Raw genomic sequence first — 13159 nt, 5'->3', positions numbered from 1 at the left:
CTCCCGGTCACCCGGTGGGGTCCCGGTGCCGGCGGGCGCCACCCGGAATGCGGGCCACGGCAACCAGGCAGCTGCCGCGTCCTCGAAATGAGCCATCCCCCACGCGCCACGCCATGACGCCACGCCTTCCCGCACCCGTCCGCGTCCACGTTTGTGCCCCGGGCCGGGGCCCGTTCGGTGCCCGTCTCGCTAGCGAATCACCCTCGCGCCGCCATTCCCGGCGTCCGGACAAGATCCGGACAAACCCCGGTGTCATCTCCCGCGCACGCTGCGCACCTAGCTACGGTGACGGTCATGCCCCACCTCCTCCTCGTCGAGGACGATCCCCTGCTGCGCGCTACGTTGGTGCGCGTGCTCCGCGGCCGTGGCCACGCCGTGGCCACCGCGGCGACCGGCATGTCCGGCCTGGACGCCGCCGTGACCGACCGGCCGGACCTCGTCGTCCTGGACCTCGGGCTGCCGGACGTGGACGGCGCCCAGGTGCTGCGGATGCTGCGGGCGGTCAGCGACGTACCGGTGATCGTGGCCACCGCGCGGAACGAGGAGCCGGTCATGGTCGCGGTCCTCGGGGACGGTGCCGACGACTACATCGTCAAGCCCTTCGGCCCGGCCCAGCTGGATGCGCGGATCAAGGCGGTGCTGCGCCGCTTCGGCACCGCCGGGCCGGAGCCCGCGCTGCGGGTCGGCGGACTGCTGGTGGACGCGGCGGCGCGGGAGGTGACGTTGGACGGCGCGCCGCTGGAGCTGACGCCGCGCGAATTCGATCTGCTGGTGTACCTGGCCCGGCGGGCGGGGCAGGTGATCTCCCGGCGGGAGCTGTTGGCGGAGGTGTGGCAGCAGCCGCTGGGCGGCACGGACAAGACGCTGGACGTCCATCTGTCGTGGTTGCGGCGGAAGCTGGGCGAGACGGCGCAGCGGCCGCGGTATCTGCACACGGTCCGTACGGTGGGCGTGAAACTGGCGGCGCCCCACGAGCTGGCGCTGGCAGGCGCCTCGAACACGGCGGGCGGATCGGACGCCGCGCCCGCCGGCTACGGCGACTCCCCCACCCCCGTACTGCCCGGCACTCCGTAGCCAGGCACCGCAGCCTGCTCCTTCGCACCGGCGCTACCACCGCGCTCGTGCACACTGCCAGCTGGTTCCGCCGGCCCTGCGCATCCGCAACCGCGCCGGCAACCGGGCTCCCGCCGACACCACCTCGGGCGCCCGTTCACTGGTCTCCCAGAACGGTCAGACATCGACCGTCTCTCGGGACGGGAGCCGGGTTCGCCGCTGTCGGGGCCCTCGTCGGCAATGTCTTCACCCACCCACCCGACGGCGTCGGCACGCTCCATACGGCCGTTCTCGAGGGCGGCGGGAGAAGCGGACCATCATCGAGGACGACGGGCCAGGCATTCCGCAGGGGTGCATCCCGGCACTCGGCGACTACGGTGGCAGTGCAACGGGTCTGGGCCTGGAGATCGTCCAGGCCCAGACCACCGCGGAGCAGTCGAGCGGCTCGTCGTCAGGGGCGTGGCGGCTGTGGGCGGTGGCCGTGTCACAGCGCTCCCTCCGGCCTGGCGGATCCCGAGTCTGGAGGTGGGCAGCCACAGGCCCGGCCGCGGAAGTGCCGCCCGGACAGGTCCTACGTCGCCTGCTGAGGGAACACCTTCCGTACCGCCCGCCCCCACTTGTTGGCCTTCAGTCCGGGGCGCAGGGCTGCCATGGCGCCGCAGTACTTGGTGAACTGGACTGCGCGCAGTCCGTAGGTGTGCAACAGCCGGTCCGCCTCCGTCAGGTGGCCGGTCACCGCGGTCTTCGTCTCGACGAGCACCACGTCTTCGTCGGCGCGTACGCTGCGGCCGGTCCCCGCGTCCTGGCAGACCAGGCCGGCGTCGCAAGTGATGCGTCGGCCGTCGGCGACGAACGTGGCGCGCTGGTAGTCGGTCACCAGCGACGGGACCAGATCTTCGGGTGCGGCGATGCCGTACGTACCGTGCAGCACGCCGGCCAGGAAGTCGCGCGGGCCGCGCCCCAGCGTCGCCTCGTCGGGCAGCAGGGGCCGCCTTCGCTTGTCCGTCTCGCCGCGCCGTCCCTTGAGCTTGATCTCGAACTGCCGCTCACCGGAATGCTCGTACAGCCGCTCGCGGATCTTGTAGCGGTTCCGGCGGCCCTGCCGGTGGTCGTGGAAGGACCGCAGGTCGAGGGTGTCGTAGTAGACGGAGTGGTAGCCGAACCAGCGGCGGCCGTTGATGCACAGCGCCTGGAACGGGCCGCCGGGCCGGTGCGGGTCGGTCAGCCGGGCCGCGAAGTCCGCGAAGACCTCGGCCGGTACGAGGTAGCTGTGATCGATGCGGGCCATCAGCTCTGCGCGGGCCTGGAGTTCGCAGAGGGTTATCGGATGTGCAGCCATGGTGGCATCGGCGACGGCCTGTAAGGCGGGGATCACACGGTCTCCTCGGAGAGGGAGCGGGGCTGCGGGTGATCGTCGGAGGGGACGGGCGTGCGGGTCCTTCGGGAAGGCTCGTCCAGGGGTGCCGTGCGGGTGGGCGCCGTGGACGTGTCCGGAAGGCGGAAGCGGACGTCCACCACCATGAGGTCCCGGACGTAATCCACCTCGTTGACCGTCCAGTTGAGGGGGGCGCCGAGTCTGCGCGCCAGTTCGTCGCGTACCGCCTGGGGGTCGGCGTGCACGGTGTCCAGGGTGACGACGGCGCGGCGGGTACGGGCCATCAGGCGCGGGTGGTCGGCGCCGTACATCACCAGGAGCAGCAGCCCGGCGAGTGCCGCGGCGACGGAGAACCTCAGATGCGGCAGGCCGCACAGCAGGCCGAGCACCAGGGTCGTGAAGTAGTAAGCGACCTCCTCGTGCTGGACCGAGTCGGAGCGCAACCGGACGATCGACAGCACCCCGAACAGACCGAAGCCCAGAGCCATGCCTCCCTCGCCGACCTGGGCCAGCGCCGAGACGACCGCGAACAGCGCGACGTTGAGCGCCAGGTAGGCGGGCACCAGGTCGCGGCGCCGGTGGCGCGGGTAGTAGATGGCGAACGTCAGCACGCCCACCGCGACGAGATCGAGCGCCAGATGAGCGGCGAGCTGCCCCAGCGTCTCCATGAAACGTCTCCTTCGGTCGCTGATCGGTACGCGTCAGACGCTAGGAACGGACGGGTTAACTCCACCCCCCTTCCGGGTTAACGTCACGGCCCTCCGAACGGCCGGCGCATCCGCCTCCTCCAGGGACGACACCTTGTCGTCGGGCGGGGAGGTCGATATCGCGCAGCCGGGCCGCCTAGCTGGATACCGGCAGACGTTCAGGATCCCGGCGGAACGTCGGACTCTGTACGCGAGCGAGTGAAAACCGATCCACCAGGGCGGCAGTCCAGCACATGATGTGCTTCTCCCTGTCTACTCACGGGACTTCCTACACAACGGGTCTGAGTGCGGGTACTCAGGCGTCCTGAGCGCTTGCCGTACAGGGTGAAGGGCATGTTGAGCCGTGAGCTACGCGTCTGGATGAAGGGGGTCGCCGTCGCGGCCGTCGCGGCCCACGTGACGTACTGGGTCTCGCGGTCCGCGCAGCGATGGGCGGTGGGGGCGCGCCAGGCGCCTCCGGAGGGCGGAACAGGTTCGGGGATGGTCGAAATGGTGCTGGCGTCGATCGTTCCGGTCGTCGTGGTGCCGTTGGTGCTGGCGGTGGGGATGCGGCTGCTCAGGGAACGCGAGACGCACGTCTTGACGGCTGCCGGGTCGGGGGCCTGGTTCGCCTTGGGCGCGCAGGTGACCGTCAGCGGGACCGGTGGTGCGGAGCGGGAAGCCTTTCTCGCCGCGTTCGCCTTGCTGGGCGGCTTCCTGGCCCTGGTGCGCCTGGGGTCTGAGAGGTGACCGGCGGTGAGGCCCGAGGCGCGGGACGGCTGCCGGCGTGCCGGAGTGCTACGCGGCGCCGGGCCCGTCGAGGAACCGGAGCAGCACGGCTGCCTCCGCGCGCAGCCGCGCGGCCCGGTCGGCGTGCGCAGGCGCGGTCAACTGTGCCGCGGCGTCCAGGCGTTCGGTGGCCTCGGCACGCACAATGTCCACCACCTCACGCTCGCTCAGTTCGCGCCGTACCGCTTCGGTGGCGCCGGCGCCGACCGGCGAATGCTCGATGGCCCCGCCGCGCAGCTCCGCTTCCTGCGGGGGCACCGCCTCGGCGTTGTCCAGCGCGGCGAGTGTCGCGCGCAGTGCGCTCACCGCGGCCTTGTCGCGGGCACGCATGGCTTCGGGGAGGGCCTGACGCAGTTGAAGACGTAGGGACATACCGATGATCTTACGGCCCGGCCGCCGGAGTGGCGGCAGCCTCCGGCGGCCCGGTCGTCGCGGAGGCACCGGCACCGGTGCCTCCGACCCGCTGCCGGTCAGCCACCCGGCGCCAAAGCCAACTCCTGCAGGTAGGCACCGAAGCCGTGGGCAGCGCGGGGATCCGTACGCCCGGAGGTGAGGACCGGGCAGCGGTCCGTCCTGAGGATGCGGGCGCCGGCCCGTTCCAACGCGGTCGCCAGGGCGTGGTCTTCGCTGTGCGCGAGCGCGGGAAAGCCCCGCACCCGGCGGTACGCGTCGGCGGCGACCCCCAGGTTGGCGCCGTGCACGTGCGGGTGGGCCCAGGCGCGGTCGTGGTCGTGCCCCGGCCGCCCGGCGAAGTACAGCGTGCGGTGGCGCTGGGCGACCGCGGCGCTCAGCTTGGGGTGCGGTGCGACCCGTATGGTGCCGAGCACGCAGTCCCACCCGGCGGCGGCCTGCTCGACCTGGTGGGCCAGCCAGGTGGTGGGGACGAGCGTGTCGGCGTCGGTGGTGGCGATCCAGGCCCGGTCGGCGGCGGGTCCGAGCAGGCCGAGGCCGTGTGTAATGGCGGCGGCCCGGGCCGCGCCGACGTTGCGCCGCGCCAGCTCCACGACGTGCGCGCCGTGGCGGCGGGCGAGCGCGGCGGTGTCGTCGGAGCAGGCGTCGGCGGCGACCACCGTCACCACCCGCACCCGCCGCGCCGTCAGTTCGGGGTGCCGGGCGGCCGCGCGCAGGGCGCGGAGTGCGGCCGGCAGGGCCGCTGCCTCGTTGTGGGCGGGGACGGCGACCACCAGGGCTGTCGGTGTACGGGCCGGGTGGTTCACACCAGCCCCTCGGCTGCCGCGGGGGCGGGAGCGGCGCTGCCGTCGGGCAGTCGCCGGGTGAAGGTCTGCAACACGAAGTCCACGTCGTTCAGCTGCCCGAGGGGGACGAGTTCGTCCACGCCGGTGAGCAGCGGGGCGAGCTGTGTGCCGGTACGGAGGTGGTCGTCGACCGGGTGGTCCCAGTGCACGGTCACGAGGGTCGCGCCGGGCTCCAGGCTGTCCACGGTCCGCTTCAGGACCTCCCGGAGCGTGGCGTCGTCGAAGTAGTACAGAAGCTCCGAGAGCACGATCAGGTCAAAGGTTCCCGCAGGCCACTCGTCCGGTACCGCCATGGGCCGTACCTCGACGTGCGGCAGGTCGCGGTTGCGGCGGGCGGCCGCTTCGACGGCCGCCGGCACCCGGTCGGTGGCCAGCACCTCGTCGCACCGTTCGGCGAGCAGCCGGGTCAGGACGCCGACGGAACAGCCCGGCTCGAACGCCCGGCGGTAGCGGCGGCGGGGCAGCGCGGCGACGGTCAGGGCGTACTTGCGCTGTTCGTACCACCGGACCGCCAGGTCCCAGGGGTCGGCCGAACCGGCGTACATGGTGTCGAAGTAGGACGGGGGCGTGGCCCGGTTCGTTCTCATGTGAAGACCACCTCGAAGGCGCGCGTGTGGTGGGCGAGTTCGGCGGGCGGCAGGATCACCGTGTCCCGGCCGGCGTCGAGCGGGGCGATCTGGCTGGTGAACCGGCGGATCGCCGCCTGCTTGCGCGACCGCGCCGGCCGGGGCAGCGGCAGCCGGCGGGCGGCGGACCACGGCACGCGCGGGTCGCCGGGCGACGCCCAGTGCCACATCCATACCGGGTAGTGCCAGCAGGGCGTGCCGGTCTGCCGGGCGGCGGCCTCCGCCGCCCGGCCCGCCGCTTCGTGATCGGCGTGCAGGTCGCCGGTCCACGGCGCGACGCACAGCGAGGCACCGGTCTCACGCAGCAGCACGACGAGCTCCCGCGTCAGCTGCTCCTCGTGGGCATCGACACCCGTATCGGGGATTTTCAGCCGGTACGTACGGTGCTCGCGCAATCGGAGTTCGCCGAGCGCACTCTCCAGCTCGGCCGCACGCAGCGCGGCGATCCGCTCCGCCGCCAGGTGCGGGTGCGAGCCTTCCCCGTCGGTGACGGTCACGAGATGGACATCGTCCCTGAGCTGCGCCATCGTGCCGCCGAACCCCAGCACCTCGTCGTCGGGGTGGGCGGCGACCACCACGACGGGCCCGGACGGGGGCCGTACGACGGGCAACCGCGCGAGCCCGGACCAGGCCGCCCACTGCGCTTCGTCGGTGCCCGGGGCCTCGATCGCCTCGGCGGCCGCCTCCCGGTCGAAGGAACCGATCACTTCTGCGACCCCGCTTCCTGCCCCGCCGGCGTACCGACCAGCGCCCCGAGCTCGGCAAGACTGCGATCGGCGTGGTGTTGCCGGATGTACACCGTCAGGTCGACGGCGTTGCGGGCATGGCGCGGATCGTGGCACAGCGGTCCGGCGCCGGTGGCCCGCCCGACCCGGTCCAGTACGTCGCTGCAGGCGCGCTCAGCGACGGCCCGTACCCGCAGGCTGCGCAGCCGGGCGGTGTCCGAGCGGTCCAGCGGGTCGGCGTCGATGGCCCACGCCGCCTCCCACAGCACGGTCTCCGCCGCGTACAGCGCCACATCCACCGCCCCCAGATGGGCGGCGGTCAGCGGATCCTCCGTGCGGGCGCCGTCCTGGAGGGTGCCGGCGACCGCCCGGGCCCCACCGAGCCAGCAGGCGGCGACCCCGATGCCGCCGTGCTGGAACCCCGGCCGGTCCAGATAGGCCCCCACGCCGCCGACCGGCCGGCCCGGCACCGCCGTGAAGCGCACATCGGGGGTGTCGCTGCCTGCCATGCCGATGGCCTGCCAGGTCCCCTCAAGCGGCGCGTAACCAGGGTGGTCCGTGCGCACGGCGAACAGCCTGCGCCCCTGCGCGGTGTCCGCCGTGACCAGGCCGTGGGTGCAGGAGTGCGCCCCTGAGCAGTACGCCTTGTATCCCTCCAGCAGCCACGCCCCGCCCTCCTGGCGCGCCTCCAGGCCGGTCCCCGGCGGCTGGGCGGCCCACACTCCCCAGCGCTCGCCCTGACCGGGTGGCGCCTCCCCCAGCTCCCGCAGGATGGCCGTGGCATCGGCATGCCCCTCCGCCAGCCGGGCCAGCGACAGATCGGCGCGCCCCAGCGCGTACAGGGCGGCGAAGCGCTCACGCGTACGCCCCGCCCCCGGCAGCGGCAGGTCGCCCGCTTCGGCGTCCACCCAGGCACGGAACCGGTCCGCCACCGACCGCCGTACCTCTTCGGCATCCGGGACGAGTCTCGTCTCCAGGCCCACATTCACGTCACGTCCCACCTTTCGCACGGCCGTGACCGGCAGTCGCATCCAGGAATCCGCACGGGCCGCACCTCGTCGTCGGCCCCGCCCGATCCGAATACCCCGCAACAGATCCCTTATACGGTGGTTTCTCTCAGCTGCCTGCCGGTAGCACAGTGCACCCTGTACCCATCGGCCTCGGAGAGCACCGCCGATCGTCCGCAGTCACTCTCCGTCACACACGGGCGCCCCTGGTCCCGGGCGGGCGGGACCAGGGGCTGGGGCTGCGGCTGGAGCTGGGGCTCCGAAAGGTTCCGGGCCGGCGGCCCGCCGCATCGGGGAGGGGCGGGCCACCGGCGCGAGGTCAGCCGGCCACCGGCGTGACGTAACCGCTGATCTTCTGGCTGCCGTTGGCCCAGCTGCCGACCTTGTAGGTGGACCAGGTACGGGAACTCACGTCGCCGGGGCTGCCCTGGTTGCCGCCCACCACGGTGATCTTCGAGCCGGATCTGCCCACCACGATCGCCACATGGTCGTCCTCGACGCTCGCGGTGTGCTGGTTGTAGAGGATCGCGTCGCCAATCTTCGGGGTCGAGTGCATCGTGCCGTACTTGGCGAAGCTGGAGGCGAGGTCGTTGAGCTTGCTCATCTTGCCGCCGACGCCGTTCTTCCACCACACCCAGCCCACGAAGTCGGCGCACCAGGCGTGCGCCTCGGTGCCGTTGCGGCCGCAGCTGCCGGTCTGGGCGGTGCCCCGGCCCCAGTAACTGCCCTTGCCGTTCAGGCCGCACGGACCGGCGCCGAGCTGCCCCTCGGCAGTGGTGGCGATCTTCGCTCCCAGTGAGGCGGCCTGGGCGTTGCCGACGCCGGTGACGGTTATCGCGCTGCCGGCGAGCAGGGTGATCGCGGCGCCCCGGGCCGCGAGGGAGGTGAGCTTGCGCATGCCTGACTCCATAGGTCGAGAGCCGTGATTCGCACGGCTGTTTCCGCTGGGATGGCAGAACTCTCGACGGGCCGGTGTGGCGCGGCCAAGCACTTCCCTGTCCGGGACAGTCCGGGACGGCGCGGGCCCCTGTCCGGGACGACTGGACACGCTGTCCGGGCAGGTCAGAGGGCCAGAGGGGGTATCCGCAGCAGCACGCCGGAAGCCGCACGGCATGCCGCCGGACTGAAAACCGGCAGCGCCGGCGGGACAAACGGCATCATGGCTGCCGCACCCGCCGGCGCTGTACGGTCAGTACGTCACGAAGTCGGCCCGGACCCAGCCCTTCTGGCCCTGGTGCGGACCGGAGGTCACCTTGCCGTACCACCACACCTCGGGGTACGTCTTGGTGCAGTAGTACGTGAACTTGGTGCCCTTGCTCAGGAGCCCGTAGGACCCGTACTTCGTGCTGGGGCCCTTTCGGAAGTTCACCCCGTTACCCCTGATCTTGTAGTAGTTCGCGTCCGGTTCGTCGAGGTTGCACTTCGGGTGGGTGACCGCGCTCGCGGTGGTGCGGTGATCACCGCACCCCCGCTCGGCGCGCCGCTCCGCCACGCCGGTCGACGGGCGGAGCGTGATCTTAGTTGACGTGGTCGCGAACATGACACGCCGGTGACCGGCGACCGATGGCCAGGCAAGCCCCCGAGGCGCGTCGGCGGATGTCGGGCTGCGAGTTCGTGGTGACCTCAGGAGGTAGCTGGGGGCTTACAGGCACAGGGGTTGCCTGGATGGTTCCCCTCCGGTTACGGCCTCCGCCGGCCCCGAACCGCCCAGTCTCCGGCGGTTCGCCCAACGCCTTGAACGCGGCCTGTGCCGCCGTCCTGGCAAGATGCCACGATCACTCCGCTGACCTGGTGATTTTGCGCTCGTGGGTGCCGGCACCCGAGCACCGTGTGGCAGCGACAGTCGTCCCCCCTTGATCACGCACACTGACAAGGCAGCGTCGAGGCGTGCTCATCGTGGGCACGCGGGGTGGTGGCGGGGCGGGTCCGGCAGGTAGGTGGAGCGTTCCTGGGGGGTGAGGTCCCGGCCTACGGAGTGGCAGATTCTGCTGATGGCCTCGTCGGGTGTGGGCAGGTCCAGGTGCCACAGGTGCGCCTTGTTGTCTCCTTGGCCGACGGCGAGTGTGCGGCCGTCCGGGCTGACGGCCATCGATGTCACCGGCCAGCCGCGTCCCGGCAGGGTCGCGCGGGGCCGGACCGAGGTGATGTCCCACAGCCGGACGGTGCGGTCGTCGCCGCCGGTGGCGAGGGTGCGGCCGTCGGGGGTGAAGACCACGGCCCGTACGGTGCCGGTGTGGCCGGTGAGGACGGTGCGGGCCTTGCCGGTCGCGGTGTTCCACAGCCGTACGGTGCCGTCGAACCCGCCGGTGGCCAGCGTGCGCCCGTCCGGGCTGAACGCCACGGCCCACACCGTGTCCTGGTGCCCGGTCAGGGTCGCGCGGAGGCGTCCGGTGGCGGTGTCCCACAGGCGTACCGTTCTGTCGAAGCCGCCGGTGGCCAGGGTGCGGCCGTCCGGGCCGAACGCCACCGCCACCACGTTGTCCGCGGACTCGCCGAGGGTGGTGGGCGGTCCCCCGCCGGCCGTGTGCCACAAGCGGACCCTGCCGTTCCCGTCGCCGGTGGCGAGCGTACGGCCGTCCGGACTGAACGCCACGGCGAAGACGGTGCCGCCGACGTCGAAAGCCTCCCGCCTGCGGCCGGTTACGGTGTCCCACAGCTGGACCGTCTCGTCCTCGCTGCCGGTGGCCAGCGTGCGCCCGTCACGGCTGAGCGCCACCGCCAGCACCGCCCCGCTGTGGCCGCCCAGGATGGCACGGGAGCGGCCGGTGTCCGCGTCCCACAGCCGCGCGGAGCCCTCGTCGCTGCCGGTGGCGACCGTGCGCCCGCCGGGGCCGAAGGCCACCGAGGTCACGTCGCCGGTGTGCCCGGTGAGCGTCGTACGGGCCTGCCGCCGACGCACGTCCCACAGCCACAGCGCGCCGTCGGCACTGCCGGTGGCCAGGGTGCGCCCGCCGTGGCCGAAAGCGATCGCCGCCGTCCCGCCGGTCTGCCCGATCAGGGCCGCACCCGACTTGCCGGTCCCGGTCTCCCACAGCCGTACGGTGCCGTCGTCGCTGCTGGAGGCCAGGGTGCGCCCGTCGGGGCTGAACGCCACGGAGGTCACGGCGTCGGTATGGCCGCTGAGTACCGCACGGGTCGTCCCGTCGGCCGGGGAACGCAGCCGTACGGTGCCGTCGTCACTGCCGGTGGCCAGCGTGCGCCCGTCCGGGCTGAACGCCAGCGTCGCCACCACGTCGGTGCGGTCGGTGAGGGTGGTGCGGGGGCGGCCGGTGTCCGCTTCGCGCAGTTTCACCGTACCGTCGTCGGCGGCGGTGGCCAGCGTCCGCCCGTCCGGGCTGAACGCCACCGCCTTCAAGCGGTCGCTGTGGTCGGTCAGAACGACACGGATGGCGCGCCGCCGCGTGTCCCACAGCCGCACCGTGGTGTCCCAGCTGCCGGTGGCCAGGGTGCGCCCGTCGGGGCTGAACGCCATCGACGTCGCGGCGGCTTCGTGACCGGAAAGGGTGGCCCGCACCGTGCCGGTGGCCGCATCCCGTAGGCGCACCGTGCCGTCGTCGCCGCCGGAGGCCAAGGCCAGCCCGTCGGGGCTGAACGCCATCGCGTTCACGTCGACTTTCGCGCCGCCGACCGTGTCGGGGGCGGAGACGCTCCGCGGCCGGCCGGTGTCCGCGTCCCACAGCCGTACGGCGCCGTCGTCGCCGCCGGAGGCCAGCGTGCGCCCGTCGGGGCTGAACGCCACCGCCCGCACGGCCTGGGTGTGGCCGCTGATGCGGCGCCGCAAAGGCAGGGCGGCAGCGGCGAAGACACTGGCGGTGGCCTCGGCGGTGGGGCGGATGCGGTAGGCGTGGGCGGCGAGGAGGGACGCCAGGTCGGGGTGGCCGCCGAGCAGCGTGGAGGACTGGGCGGCCAGTTGCCGCGAGAGCGCCGTGCGGCGCTGGTCTTCGCTGTTGCGGTACTGGACGAAGGCGGCCACCCCCGCGACCAGGGCGAGAACCAGCAGGACCGCCAGCGAGGCGGCCGCGCCGCGCAGGCGGCGGGTGGTACGGGCGGCCGCGCGTTGCTCCTGTTCGTGTGCGGTGGTGCTGGCGGTGAGGAAGTCCTGTTCCAGCGGGGCGAGATCGCCGCGTGCGGCGGGGGTGGCGAAGGTTTCGCGGGCCGCGGCCAGCCGGGTGCCGCGGTACAGCGCGCCCGGATCACGGTCGAGGGCTGCCCACGCGGCGGCGGCTTCGGTCAGGCGGCGGTGCGCCAGCAGCCGTTCGCGCGCTTCGTCGACCCATTGCTGCAGCCGGGGCCACGAGGTGATCAGTGCCTCGTGCGCCAGGTGGACGGCGTCCTCCTCCGTGGTCACCAGGCGGGCGCGGGCCAGTCGCTCCAGTACCTGGGCCGTGGTGGGGTCGTCGGCGTCCAGTTCGTCGTGCGGCGCCGGCCGGCGGGTGTCCGGGCGCCCCTCCCCCGGGGCGATCAGGCGCAGCAGGATGCGGCGGGCGGCCTGGGCCTGGGCCGGTGTGAGGCGGGTGTAGAGGTGTTCCGCGGTCTGGGCCACGGCGCCGTGGATACCGCCGGCGGCCTCGTAGGCGTCGAGGGTGAGGGTACGGCCGCGGCGCCGGCGCCAGGTTTCCAGCAAAGCGTGCGAGAGCAGCGGCAGGCCGCCCGGCTCGTGGCCCACTTCCTGGATGAGGCGGGCGGTCAGCGGGCGTTCCACGAACAGGCCGGCGGCCGCGGCCGGTTTGACGATCGCCTGGCGCAGCTCGGCCGGGCTCATCGGTGCGACCGGCACCGTGGCTTCGCGTACGGCCGCTGCCAGGTCGGGCAGTTCCAGGACGCGGCCGTAGAAGTCCGCCCGTACGCCCAGCACCACGCGCAGACGGGCGGCCGCCGCCCGCGCGGTGAGCAGCAGTTCGACGAAGCCCGCTTGTTGCCGCGGGTCGTGGCAGAGCGTGAAGAGTTCCTCGAACTGGTCCACGATCAGCCACGTGTCCCCCGCCCCGTCCCCCGTCTCCTCCTTTTGACCGGCCGGGGCACACAGCGCGCGGTGTGTGTGCAGCGGCCGTGGGCCGGGGGTCAGAATGCGCAGTGCAGCGGGTCGCGAGGCCGGGTCGGTGGTGTGCTGCAACCGGGGAATCAGGCCCGCCCGCAGCAGCGACGACTTGCCGCTGCCCGACGGCCCCACCACCACCGTGATCCGGTGCGAGACCGCACAGTCCACCAGCGTGGCGACGAGAGCCTCCCGGCCGAAGAACCGGTCCCCGTCCGCCGCGTCGAACCGGGCCAGCCCACGGTACGGTGGCTCGCCCTCGTCCTCCCCTCGCTCCGGGGGTACGGCCGCCACCTCGCGCGCGGCCCGGCGCCAGCGCTCCTCCCATTCCGCCGCGTCACCACCACATGCCTTGGCATACGCGAGCACCGTCGGCAGTGAGGGGAGTTGTTCCCCCGAGGCGGCCCGGGACAGTGTCGGAGCCGAGCACTCCGTACGGTGCGCCATCGCCCGGTACGTGATCCCGCCGGCCTGCCGGCGCAGTTCTCGCAGCTCATGGGCGAAGCGCTGCACCGGGCCCGCGGCCGGATTCAGCGGCAGTTCGCGCCGTCCCATCCGCGCCCTCCCCGATCGGGTTCACCACCTGATCACCCCAGCACGGCCCGCT

The 13159-nt window shown here is 72.9% G+C and carries 12 protein-coding genes; 2 read left to right on the top strand and 10 right to left on the bottom strand.

What is annotated here, in order from left to right; genetic code table 11:
- The first annotated feature begins 294 nt into the window (after positions 1 to 294).
- Positions 295 to 1074 carry a response regulator transcription factor gene (locus ACH4OW_RS29170; RefSeq protein ID WP_398030697.1) on the top strand — a complete coding sequence of 260 codons (780 nt, stop codon included), beginning with the start codon at positions 295 to 297 and terminating at the stop codon, positions 1072 to 1074.
- A 550-nt stretch (positions 1075 to 1624) separates the two neighbouring features.
- On the opposite strand, the gene ACH4OW_RS29165 is transcribed toward ACH4OW_RS29170, so the two are convergent.
- A complete protein-coding gene (locus tag ACH4OW_RS29165) occupies positions 1625 to 2428 on the bottom strand; it encodes a polyphosphate polymerase domain-containing protein (protein ID WP_398030696.1) in 804 nt (267 codons plus the stop codon).
- Positions 2425 to 3096, bottom strand: a complete 672-nt coding sequence (locus ACH4OW_RS29160; protein WP_398030695.1) for a DUF4956 domain-containing protein — start codon at positions 3094 to 3096, stop codon at positions 2425 to 2427. Before ACH4OW_RS29160 ends, ACH4OW_RS29165 begins: the two co-directional genes overlap by 4 nt.
- A gap of 372 nt (positions 3097 to 3468) precedes the next feature.
- On the opposite strand from ACH4OW_RS29160, the gene ACH4OW_RS29155 reads away from it, so the two are divergent.
- Complete coding sequence (locus tag ACH4OW_RS29155; RefSeq protein ID WP_398030694.1) at positions 3469 to 3864, top strand: hypothetical protein; 396 nt, start codon at positions 3469 to 3471, stop codon at positions 3862 to 3864.
- 48 nt (positions 3865 to 3912) lie between these two features.
- On the opposite strand, the gene ACH4OW_RS29150 is transcribed toward ACH4OW_RS29155, so the two are convergent.
- From ACH4OW_RS29150 to ACH4OW_RS29115, 8 genes are all read right to left on the bottom strand, one after another.
- Positions 3913 to 4233, bottom strand: coding sequence for a hypothetical protein (locus ACH4OW_RS29150; RefSeq protein WP_398030786.1), 321 nt, complete (start codon positions 4231 to 4233; stop codon positions 3913 to 3915).
- A gap of 140 nt (positions 4234 to 4373) precedes the next feature.
- Complete coding sequence (locus ACH4OW_RS29145) at positions 4374 to 5120, bottom strand: glycosyltransferase (RefSeq protein WP_360133709.1); 747 nt, start codon at positions 5118 to 5120, stop codon at positions 4374 to 4376.
- Entirely contained in the window at positions 5117 to 5746 is a 630-nt protein-coding gene (locus ACH4OW_RS29140; protein ID WP_398030693.1) for a class I SAM-dependent methyltransferase, read from the bottom strand. Before ACH4OW_RS29140 ends, ACH4OW_RS29145 begins: the two co-directional genes overlap by 4 nt.
- The gene (locus tag ACH4OW_RS29135; RefSeq protein WP_398030692.1) at positions 5743 to 6492 is read right to left on the bottom strand and encodes a PIG-L deacetylase family protein; all 750 of its coding nucleotides are present in this window, start codon (positions 6490 to 6492) and stop codon (positions 5743 to 5745) included. Before ACH4OW_RS29135 ends, ACH4OW_RS29140 begins: the two co-directional genes overlap by 4 nt.
- The gene (locus ACH4OW_RS29130) at positions 6489 to 7499 is read right to left on the bottom strand and encodes an acyl-CoA dehydrogenase (protein WP_398030691.1); all 1011 of its coding nucleotides are present in this window, start codon (positions 7497 to 7499) and stop codon (positions 6489 to 6491) included. Before ACH4OW_RS29130 ends, ACH4OW_RS29135 begins: the two co-directional genes overlap by 4 nt.
- A 337-nt stretch (positions 7500 to 7836) precedes the next feature.
- Positions 7837 to 8415 carry a CHAP domain-containing protein gene (locus ACH4OW_RS29125; protein ID WP_398030690.1) on the bottom strand — a complete coding sequence of 193 codons (579 nt, stop codon included), beginning with the start codon at positions 8413 to 8415 and terminating at the stop codon, positions 7837 to 7839.
- 291 nt (positions 8416 to 8706) lie between these two features.
- The gene (locus tag ACH4OW_RS29120; protein ID WP_398030689.1) at positions 8707 to 9057 is read right to left on the bottom strand and encodes an SH3 domain-containing protein; all 351 of its coding nucleotides are present in this window, start codon (positions 9055 to 9057) and stop codon (positions 8707 to 8709) included.
- Between the two features lie 351 nt (positions 9058 to 9408).
- A complete protein-coding gene (locus ACH4OW_RS29115; protein WP_398030688.1) occupies positions 9409 to 13107 on the bottom strand; it encodes a helix-turn-helix domain-containing protein in 3699 nt (1232 codons plus the stop codon).
- Positions 13108 to 13159: the final 52 nt, after the last annotated feature.

This window comes from Streptomyces sp. NPDC017056 (genome assembly GCF_044332485.1).
Taxonomy (GTDB): Bacteria; Actinomycetota; Actinomycetes; order Streptomycetales; family Streptomycetaceae; genus Streptomyces.
Note: the sequence above shows the minus strand (reverse complement) of the source record. Positions and strands in the feature narration are given on the sequence as shown.